This window comes from Solibacillus ferritrahens (assembly GCF_037027585.1).
Lineage (GTDB): Bacteria > Bacillota > Bacilli > Bacillales_A > Planococcaceae > Solibacillus > Solibacillus ferritrahens.
This window is the reverse complement of record NZ_JAXCLE010000011.1, coordinates 114,986-133,502: the sequence shown is the minus strand read 5'-3', so window position 1 is coordinate 133,502 and position 18,517 is coordinate 114,986. Positions and strand designations below refer to the sequence as shown.

General features: G+C 38.5%; 9 protein-coding genes and 12 tRNA genes. 18 read left to right on the top strand and 3 right to left on the bottom strand.

The genetic code is table 11. The features are described 5' to 3' along the window. Positions 1 to 40: 40 nt before the first annotated feature. The 13 genes from SNE38_RS12430 (at position 41) to SNE38_RS12370 (ending at position 2,533) form a co-directional block, all read left to right on the top strand. A tRNA-Lys gene (locus SNE38_RS12430) sits at positions 41 to 116 on the top strand. A gap of 52 nt (positions 117 to 168) precedes the next feature. Next, a tRNA-Gly gene (locus tag SNE38_RS12425) sits at positions 169 to 243 on the top strand. Positions 244 to 247: 4 nt separating this feature from the next. Further along, positions 248 to 336, top strand: a tRNA-Leu gene (locus SNE38_RS12420). Positions 337 to 365: 29 nt separating this feature from the next. Next, a tRNA-Arg gene (locus SNE38_RS12415) sits at positions 366 to 442 on the top strand. Positions 443 to 464: 22 nt separating this feature from the next. Beyond that, positions 465 to 541: transfer RNA gene (locus SNE38_RS12410), tRNA-Pro, on the top strand. A gap of 8 nt (positions 542 to 549) precedes the next feature. After that, positions 550 to 625, top strand: a tRNA-Ala gene (locus SNE38_RS12405). 23 nt (positions 626 to 648) lie between these two features. After that, positions 649 to 741, top strand: a tRNA-Ser gene (locus SNE38_RS12400). A 27-nt stretch (positions 742 to 768) separates the two neighbouring features. Then, positions 769 to 844 (top strand) — tRNA-Asp (locus tag SNE38_RS12395). Between the two features lie 9 nt (positions 845 to 853). Then, positions 854 to 929: transfer RNA gene (locus tag SNE38_RS12390), tRNA-Phe, on the top strand. Positions 930 to 935: 6 nt separating this feature from the next. Further along, positions 936 to 1,012, top strand: a tRNA-Ile gene (locus SNE38_RS12385). A 9-nt stretch (positions 1,013 to 1,021) separates the two neighbouring features. Next, a tRNA-Asn gene (locus SNE38_RS12380) sits at positions 1,022 to 1,097 on the top strand. A 2-nt stretch (positions 1,098 to 1,099) separates the two neighbouring features. Further along, positions 1,100 to 1,171: transfer RNA gene (locus SNE38_RS12375), tRNA-Glu, on the top strand. A 375-nt stretch (positions 1,172 to 1,546) separates the two neighbouring features. Next, the gene (locus SNE38_RS12370) at positions 1,547 to 2,533 is read left to right on the top strand and encodes an MBL fold metallo-hydrolase (protein ID WP_336046589.1); all 987 of its coding nucleotides are present in this window, start codon (positions 1,547 to 1,549) and stop codon (positions 2,531 to 2,533) included. 44 nt (positions 2,534 to 2,577) lie between these two features. Here the strand turns inward: SNE38_RS12370 and SNE38_RS12365 are convergent, their stop codons facing one another. After that, complete coding sequence (locus tag SNE38_RS12365; RefSeq protein WP_336046588.1) at positions 2,578 to 3,642, bottom strand: S-layer homology domain-containing protein; 1,065 nt, start codon at positions 3,640 to 3,642, stop codon at positions 2,578 to 2,580. 242 nt (positions 3,643 to 3,884) lie between these two features. On the opposite strand from SNE38_RS12365, the gene SNE38_RS12360 reads away from it, so the two are divergent. Together SNE38_RS12360 and SNE38_RS12355 are read left to right on the top strand one after the other, a co-directional pair. Continuing rightward, on the top strand, positions 3,885 to 8,594 hold the full coding sequence (locus tag SNE38_RS12360) for an S-layer homology domain-containing protein (protein WP_336046586.1): 4,710 nt from the start codon (positions 3,885 to 3,887) through the stop codon (positions 8,592 to 8,594). Between the two features lie 126 nt (positions 8,595 to 8,720). Further along, a complete protein-coding gene (locus SNE38_RS12355; protein ID WP_191705080.1) occupies positions 8,721 to 9,650 on the top strand; it encodes an AEC family transporter in 930 nt (309 codons plus the stop codon). Positions 9,651 to 10,044: 394 nt separating this feature from the next. Here the strand turns inward: SNE38_RS12355 and SNE38_RS12350 are convergent, their stop codons facing one another. Then, positions 10,045 to 11,532: a catalase gene (locus SNE38_RS12350; protein WP_191705079.1), complete on the bottom strand. Its 1,488-nt coding sequence runs from the start codon at positions 11,530 to 11,532 to the stop codon at positions 10,045 to 10,047. Between the two features lie 333 nt (positions 11,533 to 11,865). Here SNE38_RS12350 and SNE38_RS12345 point away from each other — a divergent pair, with 333 nt between their 5' ends. Beyond that, on the top strand, positions 11,866 to 13,713 hold the full coding sequence (locus SNE38_RS12345; RefSeq protein WP_336046595.1) for an SLC13 family permease: 1,848 nt from the start codon (positions 11,866 to 11,868) through the stop codon (positions 13,711 to 13,713). Positions 13,714 to 13,849: 136 nt separating this feature from the next. Here SNE38_RS12345 and SNE38_RS12340 read toward each other — a convergent pair whose 3' ends face one another. Continuing rightward, positions 13,850 to 15,322 carry a helix-turn-helix domain-containing protein gene (locus SNE38_RS12340; RefSeq protein ID WP_191705077.1) on the bottom strand — a complete coding sequence of 491 codons (1,473 nt, stop codon included), beginning with the start codon at positions 15,320 to 15,322 and terminating at the stop codon, positions 13,850 to 13,852. 163 nt (positions 15,323 to 15,485) lie between these two features. Here SNE38_RS12340 and SNE38_RS12335 point away from each other — a divergent pair, with 163 nt between their 5' ends. Next, positions 15,486 to 16,820, top strand: a complete 1,335-nt coding sequence (locus SNE38_RS12335) for a YjiH family protein (protein ID WP_336046585.1) — start codon at positions 15,486 to 15,488, stop codon at positions 16,818 to 16,820. A 31-nt stretch (positions 16,821 to 16,851) separates the two neighbouring features. Next, on the top strand, positions 16,852 to 18,513 hold the full coding sequence (gene hutU / locus SNE38_RS12330) for a urocanate hydratase (RefSeq protein WP_336046584.1): 1,662 nt from the start codon (positions 16,852 to 16,854) through the stop codon (positions 18,511 to 18,513). Positions 18,514 to 18,517: the final 4 nt, after the last annotated feature.

Below are 18,517 nucleotides of genomic sequence, written 5' to 3'. Positions count from 1 at the left end.
TAGGTCGAGGGTTCGACTCCTTTCGCCGGCACCATTTAGAGAGCCATTAGCTCAGTTGGTAGAGCATCTGACTTTTAATCAGAGGGTCGAAGGTTCGAGTCCTTCATGGCTCACCAGTTTTTAAATAAATTACATATACTGTCAGAATAAAAATATCTTATGCATTTTGCGGAAGTAGTTCAGTGGTAGAACACCACCTTGCCAAGGTGGGGGTCGCGAGTTCGAACCTCGTCTTCCGCTCCAAAATGCCGGGGTGGCGGAACTGGCAGACGCACAGGACTTAAAATCCTGCGGTGAGTGATCACCGTGCCGGTTCGATTCCGGCCCTCGGCACCATCTCTATTTTTAAATACAGTAAATAATGCGCGCCCGTAGCTCAATTGGATAGAGCGTCTGACTACGGATCAGAAGGTTGTGGGTTCGACTCCTGCCGGGCGCGCCATATATATTTTTAATGACATATTCGGAATGTAGCTCAGCTTGGTAGAGCACTTGGTTTGGGACCAAGGGGTCGTAGGTTCGAATCCTGTCATTCCGACCATTTCTTATGGGGCCTTAGCTCAGCTGGGAGAGCGCCTGCCTTGCACGCAGGAGGTCAGCGGTTCGATCCCGCTAGGCTCCACCATTTATTTTTAATAATTTCCCTTTGGAGGTATACCCAAGTCTGGCTGAAGGGATCGGTCTTGAAAACCGACAGGCGGGTAACACCGCGCGGGGGTTCGAATCCCTCTACCTCCTCCATTTTAATATTTTATTCTTAATGATGTTGGTCCCGTGGTGTAGCGGTTAACATGCCTGCCTGTCACGCAGGAGATCGCCGGTTCGATCCCGGTCGGGACCGCCATTTTTTTTTGGGTTTGTAGCTCAGTTGGTAGAGCATTAGATTGAAGCTCTAAGTGTCGGCGGTTCGATTCCGTCCAAACCCACCATACTATGGGCCTATAGCTCAGCTGGTTAGAGCGCACGCCTGATAAGCGTGAGGTCGATGGTTCGAGTCCATTTAGGCCCACCATAGTATTATTCCGAAGTAGCTCAGTTGGTAGAGCATCCGGCTGTTAACCGGCAGGTCGCAGGTTCGAGTCCTGCCTTCGGAGCCATAGGCCCGTTGGTCAAGTGGTTAAGACACCGCCCTTTCACGGCGGTAACACGGGTTCGAATCCCGTACGGGTCATATATGCACATGAGAAAAACACATTGCAATTTTGCAATGTGTTTTTTGCATTTAGAAAATTATATGTTTTCTAGTATTGTAGAAATGAGTTTGTATTATAGAATGGATTTATAATAAATATTGGAATATACTAGAAATTTAATTCATTATAAAAATAGACGGAGAAATTCTGTCTATCTCACTAAAAAACCAAAAATAGACTAATTTTTAATCAATAGCTGGAAAAATTCCCTTTATTTTATCTCAAATTAGGACCACTCTAAATATAACTGGAAACTTTCCGCTATTTTAACTTTTACATATTCAACCGAAATTCCAGAAACAGAAGTCACCCACAAATTGATGAAAGAACATTTAGGTAGGGAGAAGATATATATGGATGAAATTATAGGAACAGAAGGAAAAACAGTTTATCCCATTATTTTTCCAGTGAATTATAGTAATATGGGTAGCATTAATTGTTATATATACCAGAATGGAAACGAGTATACACTCATAGATGCAGGCATAAAAGGGGAAGAATTTGAACAGTTTTTTTACCGGAAATTAAGTGACTATAGTATTGAAATTAAAAAAATTAACCGCATTATACTTACTCACTTTCATGAAGACCATACTGGACTAGTTAATAAGCTTGCAAAGGATTACTCGATTCCTGTATATGCAAGTCAAATTGCCATTACCCGTTTAAAATGTGAAGGGGACTATTTACAAAAGAAGCTTACTTTTTACCAAGAATTATATAATCAATATGGGGTTATGGAGTATGCAATTGAGCGGTTGGCTAAAATGGAAAACACCCTTCATAATAAGGAAAAAGTAATATTGCTACCAACTATAAAACGGCTAGAAGAGGGCCAGCAAATTGGAGGGCTGCAAATAATAGCTGTTCCTGGGCACTCACCGGATTCAATTGGGTTTTGGGATAAAGAAAACGGTTGGCTATTTGCGGGTGATTTTTTATTGGCTTCTGGGATGACAAATGCGTTAATCGATCATGATGAAGCAGGGGAAGTAATAAAGCCTCTAATGCAATATATTGAATCAATTAAAAAAGTAAAGTCCTTTTCTATTCAATATGTTTTTGCAGGTCATGAAGCTGTTTTTCAAAATTTAGATGAAGTCATTGAAAAAAGTTTAAGTAAGATGGAATATAAACTACAAAAGCTCGTAAAGAAAATTAGAGAGGGTCATCATTCGGCGCGGGCTATTGGTGAAGCAATTTACGGTCCTCGATTTGCAAAGCACTTTATTTTTATAATCTCAGAAATAATAGGCTTAACACTACTGGCACAGGAGCGTGGAATAGTTGAACGCCATTGGCAAGATGGTCAATGGATCTTTCAATTAAAGGAAAGCTAATGATAAATGGGAGCGCCGGAATGTAATTTCAGGCAGCTCCCAATTTATTTTTCCAATGTAAGATTGCCGTTATAATCCGTACCCCGTTCACGACCTGCCTCACAATAAAACTCAGTTGTTTTGATTGTGTCATTTAATCCACGTTCAAATTCAATGACGCATCGTTCTCCCTCAGCTGTTTTGGACATTCTTGCTTTCGTATCAGATATTAGGGTTGCTGTTCCTTCAATCGTACCAGAAGACCAGCCATCAAACGTATAGTAAGTAACATTAAAGTTTTCCTTCGTGCTCTTTAATATTGTAAGTACACGGCCCCGAGAATCTAAATCCCCTTTTCCATACGTATAAAAGTACGTATATTCTCCATCCCACGTTTTCTTCGGTTTATTTGCTGCAGGAGCCCAGTTTCGTCCACTTTGTAACGAACGGTCGAGCATGTTCCTTGCTTCATTTGCCCTTTTATAGAGGGGATGGACCCCTATATCAGCATAGCTTCCTTCTGCTATTTGTGACCTATAGAAAAAGTTTTTACTTTGCATTTTGTAGAATAGGGAAACGAGCTGGGCACGCGTTAAATTATTCGAAGCCCCGAAAAAGCGTTGCACGTTGATTTGTTCATACTTTGGGTTTTGCCCATTCGAAATATCATGGTCGAGCAGAAACTGGATGGACTTATTTAATGTCGTCTGTCCATCTGCTACATAAGCAATCGCTTGTGCAACAGTTCCACGCTTTACTGCAGAACCTCGAATAGTATTTTGGAAGTAGCCATTTAGCGGCACCCCATAGGCAGCAAGTGTATTGTAATTACCATCAGACGGAATTTCGTTAGGCGTAAACTTTTCAAGCGCTTCTGTCACGGGCTCTAAATCAAAATAACCGACTAAAATACTTGCAAACTGCTGCTCAGTTACAGGTTGATTTGGACGGAAGGTACCGTTTGCATAGCCGTTTACTATATTAAAGTCATACGCCCATTTAATTGCATCGTACGCATAATGGTTAGTCGGGACATCTTTAAAAACTTGCTTTGCCTCCATTTCGGATGGGAATGCAAAGCAAATAAAAATCCCAGCTATCAATATGAAAGCCTTTAAGAAAAGCTTCATGAAAGGAACCCCCTTTTATAATTGGATTAATTTGACTGTAGCATGTCTCTCCAGTTCGTGCAAATTGATAAATTATGAAAAGGGTATGGCATGACTATTTATGGAATCTAGCTACACAATAGTAAATATCCTATATTTTATGATATGTTACCTATTTTTGTTCTAAAATATGGTATATGAACCGATATAAAAAGTAATAGATTTTTATACATAAATAGAGGCGAGAAGGAGAAGTGTCATATATGAAATCAAAAAAAATACTAGCAGCGTTAGTTGCCATTCCTGCGAGTGTTGTTGTGGCAGGGGAAGTGCAAGCTGAAGAAGTAACAATTACACAAACGTTCGACATACAAAATATTTTTACTGGTAGCTCAACTATTTTAACTCAGTCAAGTACCAAATTATTCTTAATCAATGATGAAGAAGATTTAAAAAATCAAATTCTTATTGAAATGTCTAAATTTAATAAAGGTTTTACAGTAATGTATACAGGTCCAAAAATTGCATCATATGAAATATTAATAGAGCAGGTAATGGCGGAGTTGACGAACAGTTTAAATACCCAAAAAACTGTGACTACAACATCCAATGACACAGCAACATTTGATGTAACAGAAATATATGGCCTCTTTAATAATATGCGAATGAAAGCGACCGAAACGAAAGCAGATGATGCAACTTCTGTAAAATTAGAGTTCTCTTTAAACTATTACGATACTATTACAAATAATCAACCAAAGAATCTGAATGCTGCAAAAGCTAAATATGATGATATTAAAACGAAGGTAGAGGCAGCACCAAATGACGTTGCTAAAATTAAAATTATTCATGATTACGTAGTTCATAATACAAATTATGTAGAGGGAAATCATCATTTAATTCCGACAAGCGGTTTATCTTCCCATGCATATGCTTTGTGGATGTACACGTTATTAAAGCAGGTACCTTCCATTGATGTTAAGTATGTATATGGAATTGTGAATGGTGAATACCGCTCATGGAATGTGGTGAAAATCGGTACACAATTGTATCACCTAGATGCAGGCAGTAATGATACAGCAATAAAAAGTGACAAGCTTATTCAATATCGCTATTTTTTAACAAACACACCAAATGAGCGTCGTATTGCAAATGGAGCAGAAGGGTTAACAATTACGTCTACTACATACAATCACTTCAAAACAATTGATAACCAAGCACAATCAAGCACACATATTTATTATCCTAATGCGCATTCATCTGGTGAAATTTATCAATTAGATTTAGCTTCACTTACAGCAACACCATTAGCTATTGATCGTATAGATGCTACAACGGGGACAGGTCGCATTGTATATTACGAGCAAACTTCTGGTGATTCTGCAAATATTGAACCTGTAGGAAAATACCTTTATTTTATAAATGATAGTCAAGGAAAGTATTTATACCGTTATGATCTTGGTTCATCTAAAAAACTTGAATTAGTGTTGAAGGAGCAGTTGCAGTCGATTAAGTTAGGAACAAATATTTTAACTTATACCCCAGTAGAGGGCACTCCTGGCTTCTTACCATTGGCACGTATGAGTGATTTAAACGAAGAGAAAGCAAATAAAGTTATTATTGAAATTCAAAAATTGGTAGAAACAGCAAATCAAACAACAACACCTTCGTTTAAAACTGCTGTCATGGCTACACGCCAACTTTATATGGATTTAACTGAACAACAGCAATTACTAGTGACCAATTATTTTGAACTGCAAAAAATTGAGAAATCATTTTCGCTAGGAGATGTAAATAGCTCTGTAATTATTGATCTTATTAATGATTTAGATGAGATGAGTGCAGAGTATGTAAAAAAAGTAGATGATGCCTTAAGTGGTTATAACACTCTTAATAATAAAAGCGCTGTTTATAATTACCCTATACTTCAAGAGGCAGTAAAAAAAGTAGAGGCAGCTCGTAAACTGAAAAAGGATTTAGATACGAAAGTAGAAGGCGTGAAAAACGGTGATCCATTTGAGGAAATTCCAGAATTTATTGTATTTGTTGAAGATTTTTTAAAGAAATATGATGGCTACTTACCATCAATTCGTTTTGGTATTCAAGGGTTAGGAGATATTGAGGCGTACCGCCAACGTACAGAGGAACTTCGTGGAGAGGCCCAGGATTTCATTCATGCAGTAAAAATAATAGATGAAAGTGCCACAGACTTTCTAACAAGTATGAAGGATATCCAAATCCAGTACGATGATCTTTTAATCAGTCAAAAACACCTCATGAGCAGCACAGACGGAAATATAGTTAGAGATAAGCTAGCTTTAATGCAATCTATGAATAATCAAATCGAGCGCTTTAATCTATTAATGGATGATCTTACGACTTCCGAGCAGGTAACTGAAGAATTGGTTGAAAAAGTACGAGAAGCAAAAAAAGTCTATGATGAAATGAAGCAATCCCAAAAAGCCGCTATTTCAGTAGAAAATACTAATAAATTTACAACGCTTATAAACCGTTTAAACGGGCTTTCTGAAGACACAGCATTAAATGCATTAATAACGTCCATAACAAATCTTGATTTTGCCAATATGGGTTCATTAGACAGTTTGGTTAGTCAAATAACTTCCGCAGATTCAGTTAGTGTAGTGGCTACAAAATTAAATATTACAGTTGAACAAGTACTTGCTTTATTATCAGCAGAGGTTAGAGAGAAATTACTTGAATACCGTAAATTAAAAGACTTAGCTACTACGCTTGGTCAGCCACTATTAAAAGATATGGCAGCACTTCATAACGGATCTATGGCAGTGGTTATTCAAGAAATAAGACAGCGATATACGGATTTACTAGCTACAGATAACAGATTTGAGATGTTCTTTACCGAAGAACTAAAAAATTTAGTTGAACAAGAAGCGCGGATAATGGAAGATGGGTATGCTAAAGATGCTCAGACAGTTATCAATAAAATTAAGGAATTAACTGAACAGTCTTCCTATATGGAGGTGCAATCTGTTTATCAGGAGTATCAAGCCCTAACGGCAGAGGCTAAGAATCTTGTAAATAACAAAGAGGACTTAATTGCTTTATGGGAAAAGGTATCAAATGACGAAGCAGTCTTCCAAAAAGCTATTGATGATGTGAATAAAGCAATTGAAGCATTAAATAACCAATCCACTAAAGAGGACATTGAAAAGGTTCGGGAAGCTTATAATAGTCTTTCACAGGACCAACAAGAAAAAATTAACAATTACGGTAAACTTGATATCCTTTTATTCGCTTTAGAGGAGTTAGAAGTAGAACTTACAAACAAAGCAGCATCTGAAAGAGTAATCGAAATGATTCAAGTCCTAAATAATGAATCAACATCTGCAGAGATTAAAGCTGCTCGGGCTACTTATGAAGCATTAACTGAAGAGGGTAAAAAGTTAATAAATGAACGAGTTTTACAAAATTTAGTGTATTTCGAGTCTTTATTAGCAACCCAAACAGAACAAGCCGAAAAAGAAGCAAAAACAGTAATGGATCGTATCAACCGTATCGACAAAACAAAATATACAGAAGCACAAATCAAAAGTATTCGTATGGCGTACAATGCGCTAAGCGATCTTGCAAAATCACTTGTCACAAACTTGTATCTATTAATTGATGCTGAAAACCATGTAATTTATCAAAATACAGTTGTGAAGCAGGCTAAGCTTGATGCAAATGCATTCGATTTATATATGGATACGATTACCCGCAATTCAACAACGCAGGAAATTGCAAGAGCGCGTTCGCTATATAATAATTTAGCAGCCGAAGCGAAAAGACATGTCACAACTTTAGAAAAGCTTGTACGTCTTGAAACTATGTGGAATGACCCACAATATCTTGAACTTGTATACACATATTATCCAGATTATGTCCATGCAGTAAAACCAGGTGCGATTGTGGTCGAAAAACCAACATATGACCCACTCTACATTCCAGATGATTCTATCCGAACACCAAGTTCCATGGCAACAAAAGTTCCTAAAACAGCGAATTGGACACAATATGAAACAATGACGTATCAAAATGGTCGCTATACAACGCAAATTACGTCAACACAAGTGAAAAATATAGCCGATCGTAATATGCGCCTAAAAGCTGGCGATGTTGAAATTATTATTCCGACATCAGAAATTCAAGCATCTACTGCTGCAATAGGAGTAGCTTTAAATATTACTAATAATCAGTTAAACATTCAATTTACAGAAGGTAATCATGCAAAAACCTTCTCAAGCTATGTGGAAATTCGTGTTCCGATAAGCACATTAAAGGCGAACGCTTCTCAAATAATTGAACGTGTTACAGCAACTGGTACGTCTCCTGCCTCATTTAAAGTAGATGGTTCGAATTTCATCATTCGTACAACATCGGGTGGTACTTTTAAGTCGACTACAAGCGATATTCGATATACAGATATTCAAAACACCGCACAAGGTAATGCAATTCGTGAATTGGCCAAGCGCGGTATTACATTCAATACGACAAACCGTCTTGTTGAAAGCTATAAACAAGTAAACAAGCTGGATGCTATGACAATGATTGCTTCGGCACTTGATTTATCAGGCAACTCAAAATCAGAATATCTAGACTTAGAAAATACAAAGCAATCACAGCTCGCACAAGGATTATTAGAGGCGGGAATTATGAGTGGAGCTACATCTTCACGCTTTAACCCAACTGCCCCTATTACAAAGCAGGAAGCTGCCATTATTATTGCAAACATATACCGCTATTTAAATCAAGATTTATCAAAGGGGTATAATGATTTAACATCAAATTATCGTGATATAGCAAACCTATCATTTGAAGCACGTCAAAGCATCTCTATTTTAGAGCAATTCGGTGTAGTGGATGGAACGGGTGCATTCAATCCAACACAAACACTATCACGTGGTGAATTTGCTGAGCTATTTTATAAAGCATTAAGCGCAATTGATTACTTATAAAAAGGAAACGTCTCTAATTTAAATTAGGGACGTTTTTAATTGGATTTTAATAGCCCTTTAACCTATCCTCATAAAAATGAGCTATAATAAAATACTAAAGTAACTAGACACAGAAGGAGTGCTCTCATGGTCTATTTATCGATGATTTTTTTCAAGATTGTCGCACCTATTTTAGTATTGCTTATCATCGGCGCTATATTACAGCGCAAGTTTCAATTTAATTTAAAAGCATTATCACACCTTATTACATACTGCTTCATGCCCGCGGCCGTTTTTATCAATATATATGAAACTTCTATTGAAATGAGTGTTCTCGGGCAAATTACGATTTTCATTATTTTATTTATTGGCTCTCAAATGCTGCTTAGTCAGCTACTGGCAAGGCTATTAAAGCTCGATAAAAAAGAGTCTGCTGTTTTCAAAAATAGTGTGGTTCTTATTAACTCAGGTAACTACGGAATTCCAGTCGCTCAGATGATTTTTGCGACACAGCCAATCGGAGTAGCGATACAAGTCATTCTCGTAATTTTTCAAAATATGACGACGTATACTTACGGACTGTATAATCTAATTTCTTCTACAAAGTCAGGATTGGCAATTGTACGGGACTTTTTGAAAATGCCCATAGTGCACGCACTTATACTAGGTGCTGCATTGAATTATTTTAGTGTACCCATCCCAGAGACGTTCAGCATACCGCTCGAACATATTGCAGATGGCTTTGTAGCAGTGGCCCTTATTACGTTAGGAGCACAGCTTTCAACGATTGAAATGCGTACAATGTTCAATAAAACAATTTTTGTCAGCTGCTTCACAAGGTTAGTCATCGGCCCAGCCGTAGCATTACTCATTATTTTCGCATTAGGCTTAGACGGTGTTGTTGCACAGTCGCTCTTTATCGCCAGTGCGTTTCCGACATCCCGGAACAGTTCCAGCTTAGCGCTTGAATATGATATTGAGTCGGCAACAGCTGCGCAGACAGTCTTATTTTCAACCATTATTAGCTGTTTAACGGTAACCATTGTTATTTATATATCAACTATTTTATTTGTATAAAATTGTCCATGAAGAGAGATTTCTTTTCATGGTTTTTTTTATGGGTTGTGTGGGGGATGGATGTTCTAAAATGTGACCTGAATGTTCTAATAAAATGAAAGAAGTGCTAATAAAATTGTGACTTTCTAATATATCATTCAAGTCTTCTAAAATGAATGTTTAAGGTGCTAATATCCCCGTCGAAAGTGCTAAAATCACCCTCAAAGCTTCTAAAAAATCAAAAAATCTTCTAATAACTAAAAGCAGCTCAAAAAAACCGCAAGTATCTGAATAAGATACTTGCGGCCGTAAGCGATTATAGTTTGGATATCAATAACGCTTTCGTAATCTAGTAAAACTAAATCAATGAAAAGCTTTTGAATTTAGGACTCTGAGCAAGAAGCTAAATTCATAATTAACTATGCGAATGCATAACGTATGGATTTGACAGGTCCATACCATCTAATGAAAGACCCATTGCCTTCGCTACACCTTCACCATAAGCTGGATCAGCTAAGTAGCAGTGTAAAATGTGGCGGCGTTTGATGAATTCTTCAACACCGTTCATTTCAGCAGCAGTTGTTTCGAATAGACGTTGTTGTTGTTCCGGCGTTTGAAGACGGAATAACTTACCTGGTTGCTCGAAGTAGTTGTTGTCATCTTCACGGAAGTCGTAGATATCAGCTGGACCATCAAGAGCTAATGCAGGATCTTTGTATTGTGATTGACCTTGTAATGCACCGTAGCTATTTGGATAGTAAGTAATAGCTGCACCACGGTTTCCATCAGCACGACCTACGCCATCGCGGTGGTAAACCATGAATGGGCATTTTGGTGTGTTTACTGGAATTTGGTGGTGGTTAACGCCTAAACGGTAACGAGTTGCATCTTGGTATGCGAATAAACGAGCTTGTAACATGCGGTCTGGTGAGAATGAAATACCAGGTACTACGTTTGATGGAGCGAATGCAGCCTGCTCAACATCAGCAAAGTAGTTTTCCGGGTTACGGTTTAATTCGAATTCCCCAACTTCTATTAGTGGGTACTCAGATTTGTACCAAACTTTTGTTAAGTCGAATGGGTTGTCCTTAGAATTGCGTGCTTGCTCTTCTGTCATCACTTGGATGTACATTTTCCATTTCGGGAAATCGCCTTTTTCGATTGACTCGAATAGGTCACGCTGTGAAGATTCGCGGTCTTTACCGATAATTTCAGCAGCTTCTGCACCTGTTAAGTTTTCGATACCTTGTTGAGAACGGAAGTGGAATTTCACGTATACGCGTTCGCCACCTTCGTTAATCATTGAGTAAGTATGAGAACCGAATCCGTGCATTTTGCGGTAACCGTTTGGAATACCACGGTCAGACATTACGATTGTTACTTGGTGTAATGCTTCTGGTAATGAAGTCCAGAAATCCCAGTTTGAGTTACCGTTGTGCATGTTTGTTTTTGGATCACGCTTAACAACGTGGTTTAAGTCTGGGAAGTGTAAAGGATCACGGAAGAAGAATACAGGTGTGTTGTTACCAACCATATCCCAGTTACCTTCTTCAGTGTAGAATTTTAATGCAAAACCGCGAATATCACGTTCAGCATCAGCCGCACCACGCTCACCTGCTACAGTTGAGAATCGTGCGAACATTTCTGTTTTCTTACCAACTTCAGAGAAAATTTTTGCTTTTGTATATTTTGTGATGTCATGAGTTACAGTGAATGTACCGAATGCACCAGAACCTTTTGCGTGCATACGACGCTCAGGAATTACTTCACGGTTAAAGTTTGCTAATTTCTCAATTAGAAATACATCTTGTAATAAAATTGGACCACGACGACCAGCTGTTTGTGAATCATCGTTTGATACTACTGGAGCACCAGTAATTGTTGTTAAACGTTCGTTTGTCATGTGTAGTTCCCCCTAAAATGAATTTGAAAACTGCTTCTTTTATAATATAACAAATGTAAATCATAATTTCTACTAGATTATAATAATTCTTTTTAAGGAATCTTTATATTAAAATATTAATTATCCCTAAAGTAGGTACAGGGCACTTTTATTTGAAAATTCTAACTATAAATCTATATTTAAATTATAACGTACTTATAGGAAAAAATTACAAATATTGCATCATAATTCTCGTCAATATTGGCGTGATTTCACTTTAATGACAAAATTGAGGGTGGTTGTTAGTTTTTTTCTTATATAATGGGTGATAGTACAATTGGAAAGGAAAAGGTTATGCAACTCACGTTAACATTTATTATTTTGGCAGTTACAATCCTTTTATTTACGACAAATAGAATTCGTGCGGATCTAGTAGCAATGATGGCGTTATTGTCATTTGTTATTTTAAATATTTTGACTCCGGCTGAAGCACTCGCAGGTTTTTCAAATTCTGTAGTAATTATGATTGCAGGACTATTTGTTGTAGGTGCAGGGATTTTAAGAACCGGTCTTGCAGGAATGGCGGGGAACCTTCTATTGAAATGGTCCGGTGATAATGAGCTTCGTCTCTTTGTATTATTGCTCGTCATTGTAGCAATTGTAGGGGCATTTATGAGTAATACAGGGACAGTGGCGCTCATGCTACCGATTGTTGTCTCAATTGCGATTAGCATCAAGGTTAGTCCATCAAAGTTTTTAATGCCGCTTTCCTATATCGCAAGTATGTCGGGGTTAATGACACTCATTGCTTCGCCGACCAATTTAATAGCTTCCCAAACACTTGTGGACCATGGATTTGAAAAACTAGGCTTCTTTACAATCACACCAATTGGCATTATCGCGACAATTACCGTTATTATTTATTTAGTTCTCGTCCGCAATAAATTGCTACCAAATGAAAAAAGCCGTTCGCAATCAAGTGCAGGGTATAAATTATCTCCACAGAAAATTGCACAGGAATATGATCTACATGACAAGTTATTCCGGGTTGTAGTAAGTGAACAGTCAACAATTTTGGAGCAAAAACTGGTCGATTTAAAGCTCCCTGCAACCTATCAAATTTACATTATGAAAATTAAGCGCGGTGCTGCACAAGAAGGTATTAATTTACGCCCGATGACTTATCAAGAGCTAGCTGGTCCGACGAGTGTCATACATGCTGGCGATGAGCTTTATGTTCAAGGTTTATCGGATGATGTTGGGCGTTTTGCTCATGATTTTGCGTTAACCATTCAGCCTATTGAAGACAATGCCGAAGATCTCGTGTCAAAAAAAATAGGAGTAGCCGAAGTTTTATTGACGCCGCAATCTCGTTTAATTGGGGAAACAGTAAGTAAAATCGGTTTTCGTGAAAAGTATAATTTAAATATTTTAGGGATTAATCGGAAGGGTGACTACTTACTTAATAATATGGCGGATCAAAAGCTGCGGTTCGGGGATGCGATTTTAGTGCAGGGGACATGGGATGAGATTGAGCTCCTATCCCGTGAAACGCATGATGTTGTTATAGTAGGGCAGCCACGTGAGCAGGCAGGAACGATTGCCGCAAATGGTAAAGCACCTATTGCCGGAGCGATTATGTTGCTTATGATTGCATTGATGGTTTTTGAAGTGTTTGATGCCGTTATTGCAGTACTAATAGGCGCTGTCCTCATGATAATAACTGGCTGTCTACGCAATATGGATGATGCGTACAGTAAGATGAACTTCGAAAGTATCGTACTTGTTGCGGCGATGCTGCCAATGGCGACCGCACTTGAAAAAACAGGCGGGATGACTATATTGGCCGAAGGGATTATTAATGTTCTAGGTGATTTCGGTCCCTACGGTGTACTAATGGGTATTTATTTACTAACTGTTGTTTTTGGACAATTTGTCAGCAATACGGCCACTGCTGTATTGTTTTCTCCTATTGCCATTGCAGCAGCACTTGCCATGGATGCAAATCCGTATACATTCATGATTGCTGTGGCAACGGCTGCAAGTATGGCGTTTGCTACACCAATTGCCTCCCCAACGAACTCACTCGTTTTAACGGCGGGCGGCTATAAATTTATGGATTTTGTTCGAATCGGTGTACCTTTGCAGGTCATTATGTTTATTGTCATGATGATTGCCGTGCCTTTGCTGTTTCCGTTTTGACGGGTATAAAGTGATAAACAAGCTAAATAAATTTATTAACAGGCTGTGTTAAAAGGTAAATGGACTTTTAACTCAGCCCTTTTATTTGTAATAAATAGCGAAATAGATTCCGCCGTACACTTTCTTCATCTCGGTATTATGGATTTACGTTTCCATCCGTTTTCCTAACCTGCACCCGATAGCGGTAGGGCGTTAAATGATAATATTCCCGAAATACTTTTGTGAAATAATTACTGTCCGTAAAGCCGACCATTTCTGCAACTGTTCCAATCTCCACGTTAGTCTCTATTAATAATTTTTCTGCCTGTTGGATTCGGTGCTGCTGCATAAACTTTCGAAACGGAATACCTCGTTTTTTTGAGAATATATTGCTTAAGTAGTTGGCACTTATATTTAACTCATTTGCAACGACTTGTAATGTGAGTTCAGGGTTTTTATAGTTGCGTTCGATCATTTCAACGGCTATTTCTGTATAATCCGCAATCTGTTGTTGTTGCATATTTTTTCTTGCTTCGATTAATAGCTGAGTAAACAAAATAAATTCCTGCACAATCGCATATAAAATCGGATGTTCTAAAATAAAATGGAACAACGCACGATACTGTTCTTCCAATTTTGCCTGCTGTTGAAGGTGGTACTTCATCATGAACCGGCGAATTTGCGCTAAAATACTCGTTAAATGAATTCGGACATCATCCTGGTGATAATAGGATGAAGGATGTGTGAGTTTATATAAAAAAGCTTTGATCGCTTTCAAATCTCCATTTTCAAGACTGGTAATCCACAGATGCTGCTCCTCTGGTGTCAGTAGGGGTTCAAGCCTTTTCACATATAGCGTTTGCGAGCTTCTGAAAATATGGGAGTACCCTTTATAAAAACGCTGGGTTAATGTTTTTTTACATGCCCGGTACATCTTCAGAAGGGTTGTTTCCTTGCCATCATAAACAGCAATATTCAGCGCATCCCCACTGAATTTCTCCCATTCCTGGCTCATAATTCTAAGTTGTTTCAATAGCATGGGAAAATCATCCGTTTCAGTGATGCAAATAACCCGTTTCTGTAGCGGAAGGGCAATGAGATTCTGAAAAATGGGCAATTCAATTAGCCACTCGTATAGCATTAAATTGTCTTCGTAGTCGGCACATTCAATTAAAAAGAATCCCCGCCCCTTTAAAGTGAAAATATCCGGCTTATTTAAATATAAATCCGAATACAATGATGTTTCGATTGGAAAGGCACTGCTTGTAAGGGTCTTTTGCTTTGGTAAAGGAATTTGCAATAGGGTGGACTTTAGCTGCTCCAATGGAATTGGCTTCACAAAGAGGTCAATAGCCTTTAAGCGAATGGCCTTCATTGCTTGCTGGAAAATAGGCTCTGCTGTGACCCCGATAATGGGAATCTTCTGTTTACGCAAAAACTGTTCGACAGAAGATGACGCCAGTTCCATTTCCATTAAAAGTACATCTGGCTGAATACGTTGAAAATCCTCAATTATTTTACTGCTATCCATCATTCGAATTACTTCAATATCGCTCATAAAGTAGTTTTTTAAATACCATTCAATTCCTTTAATTTCTTCCATATCCCGCTCTACAATTAAAATTTTCACTGAACAAATCACCTTGCCTTATATAAATGCTATTTCTTATATAAATTCTACTTTTAAATTAGATTAATTTTATTTTATTTAAATTTTACTATAATGTAGTTTTTTATTCTATTTATTCAGAATATAAAGAGATTTATAGTTTGTATAACAAAGGGGTGGTGAAATGACAAAGTATCAACAAGAGCAGGAAATTCCAAAAACAAATCAGTTTGAATTAGGCATTTTTACTAAAATGATTATTTGTAGTTTAATCGGTATTTTCAGCTTTTTCGTGTCATTTGAATGGAATGGGAAATCATCGATATTGGTCGACCATGTAGTTAGTGCGCTTACTGCATATGCTCCTACACTGGTAAATGGATATGTGTTGATTCTTTTAGTGCTCGGCGCATTTTATCCATTTGTTACGAAAAAGTGGAAAACATCAAAAGTGAATATGGTGCTATCAGTTTTTAAACTAGGCGGATTAGTGGCAGGTGTCATGCTGATTTTTGGTTTTGGTCCTGCATGGTTATTTAACCCGGATATCGGTCCATTTTTATTAGAGAAACTTATTAAGCCAGTTGGTTTGGTCATTCCAATAGGATCAATTTTTTTAGCATTACTCGTTTGCTATGGTTTGCTTGAATTTATAGGGGTGTTCATGCAACCAATCATGAAGCCTGTTTTTAAAACACCGGGGAGGTCAGCGGTTGATGCGGTAGCTTCGTTTGTTGGTAGCTATTCAGTTGGCTTAATATTGACGAACCGTGTATATAAAGAAGGAAAGTATACAGCAAGAGAATCAGCCATCATTGCAACAGGGTTCTCAACGGTATCGGCTACATTTATGGTAATAGTGGCAAAAACATTGGATTTAATGGAATACTGGAACTTATTTTTCTGGGTGACATTAGTCGTGACATTCGTTGTAACAGCGATTACGGCGCGGATTTATCCACTAAATAAGATTAAGGATGAGTATTATGAAGGTTCTACTCCCCAGCCCGAAAAGATTGTAAAGAAGGATCGTCTTCAAGTGGCATGGGCGGAAGCAGTTGAAGCTACAAAGCAGAATCCTTCCTTACCGAAAAATTTATATATTCATTTAAAGGATGGCTTTATCATGGCGATGGGTGTCATACCGTCGATTTTATCAATCGGGTTATTAGGTATGGTACTGGCGATTTATACACCCTTATTTGATTGGTTGGCATACATCTTTGCGCCATTTACGTATTTACTGCAAATTCCGGACCCTATGCTGACGGCTAAAGCATTGTCCTTATCGATTGCCGAAATGTTTTTACCGGCAATGATTGTTACAGAAGCTGCAATGATAACGAAATTTATCGTGGCAGTTGTATCGATTTCGGCTATTTTATTCTTCTCAGCGGTAATTCCGGTTATTTTATCGACAGACATTCCGCTAACAATTCGCCAAATGATCATTATTTGGTTTGAGCGAGTTGTATTAACACTAATTTTAGTAACACCAATAGCATTTTTCTTCTTCTAAATAATATTAAAAATAAAGGGAGCGATTTTTTATGGTATTCAAAACAAATATTCGCGCACCACGTGGTTCGGAACTTTCATGTAAAGGGTGGACACAAGAAGCGGCAATGCGCATGCTTATGAACAATTTGGATCCGGAAGTGGCAGAGAATCCAGATGAGCTTGTAGTTTATGGTGGTATCGGAAAGGCAGCGCGTGATTGGGAAAGCTATGATAAATTAATCGCAACATTAAAGGAATTAGAAAATGATGAGACGATGATTGTGCAATCAGGAAAACCGGTTGCTGTTTTCAAAACACATGAAAATGCCCCGCGCGTATTGATTGCAAATTCCAACTTAGTTCCTGGATGGGCAAACTGGGACCACTTTTATGAATTGGAAGAACGCAATTTAATGATGTATGGACAAATGACAGCAGGATCTTGGATTTATATCGGGGCACAAGGAATTTTACAAGGAACGTACTTAAGTTTTGTTGAAGCGGGAAAAAAGAAGTTTGGAACAGCCGACCTTCGTGGTAAGTGGATATTAACTGGAGGTATGGGCGGCATGAGTGGTGCCCAGCCGCTAGCAGGAAAAATGGCGGGTGCGGTAATTTTAGTTGTTGAGGTAGATCGTGCACGTATCGAACGCAAAATAAACGAAGGCTACTGTGATTACCTTGTCGAGTCAGTGGATGAGGCAATGGAGCTAGTGAACAAATTAACTGCTGCTAACGAGCCTGCATCAATCGGTTTAGTAGGAAACTGTGCGGACGTGAACCGTGAACTGTTAAACCGTGGCATCATTCCGGATTTTGTGACAGACCAAACATCTGCTCATGACCCGGTAAATGGCTATGTTCCCAACGGCATGACTTTAGCTGAAGCGCTGCAATTACGTAAAACGGATGTCAAAACATATGAGCGTCGTGCAAAGGAAACAATGGCAGAACATGTACGGACAATGCTTGAATTCCAACAAGCGGGTGCAGAGACATTTGATTACGGTAATAATATCCGTGCCTATGCAAAGGAAATGGGTGTGGAAAATGCATTTGATTTCCCAGGGTTTGTACCAGCCTATATTCGTCCGTTATTCTGTGAAGGAAAAGGACCGTTCCGATGGGCGGCATTGTCAGGCGATCCTGAAGATATTTATAAAACAGATGCATTAGCAAAGGAAATGTTCGCAGAAGATGCGGCATTAGTAAACTGGATTAATATGGCGCAAAAAATGGTGAAATGGCAGGGCTTGCCGGCACGAATTTGCTGGTTAGGCTATGGAGATCGCCACCGCTTTGCACTACGCGTTAACGAAATGGTGGCCAACGGTGAATTAAAAGCACCAATCGTATTTGGCCGTGACCATTTAGATTCAGGCTCTGTGGCATCGCCAAACCGCGAAACAGAAGGTATGAAGGATGGATCGGATGCAGTATCCGACTGGCCATTGCTGAATGCATTAGTCAATACAGCAGGTGGCGCAAGCTGGGTAAGCTTACATCATGGTGGAGGCGTAGGTATGGGCTATTCACAGCATTCAGGTCAAGTATTGGTAGCAGACGGAACACAGCTCGCAGCAGATAAAATTAACCGCGTGCTTATTTCAGACCCGGGAATGGGTGTTGTACGTCATGCGGATGCAGGATATGACATTGCAATCAGCACAGCAAAACAAAAAGGTATTAACATGCCGATGCTAAAAGGATGATGAA

Excerpts from the sequence above, each read along its gene's own strand:
- SNE38_RS12335 (WP_336046585.1), top strand. The coding sequence starts at position 15,486 with ATGACAAAGTATCAACAAGAGCAGGAAATTCCAAAAACAAATCAGTTT.
- SNE38_RS12355 (WP_191705080.1), top strand. The coding sequence starts at position 8,721 with ATGGTCTATTTATCGATGATTTTTTTCAAGATTGTCGCACCTATTTTA.
- SNE38_RS12360 (WP_336046586.1), top strand. The coding sequence starts at position 3,885 with ATGAAATCAAAAAAAATACTAGCAGCGTTAGTTGCCATTCCTGCGAGT.
- SNE38_RS12365 (WP_336046588.1), bottom strand. The coding sequence starts at position 3,642 with ATGAAGCTTTTCTTAAAGGCTTTCATATTGATAGCTGGGATTTTTATT.
- hutU (WP_336046584.1), top strand. The coding sequence starts at position 16,852 with ATGGTATTCAAAACAAATATTCGCGCACCACGTGGTTCGGAACTTTCA.
- SNE38_RS12350 (WP_191705079.1), bottom strand. The coding sequence starts at position 11,532 with ATGACAAACGAACGTTTAACAACAATTACTGGTGCTCCAGTAGTATCA.
- SNE38_RS12370 (WP_336046589.1), top strand. The coding sequence starts at position 1,547 with ATGGATGAAATTATAGGAACAGAAGGAAAAACAGTTTATCCCATTATT.
- SNE38_RS12345 (WP_336046595.1), top strand. The coding sequence starts at position 11,866 with ATGCAACTCACGTTAACATTTATTATTTTGGCAGTTACAATCCTTTTA.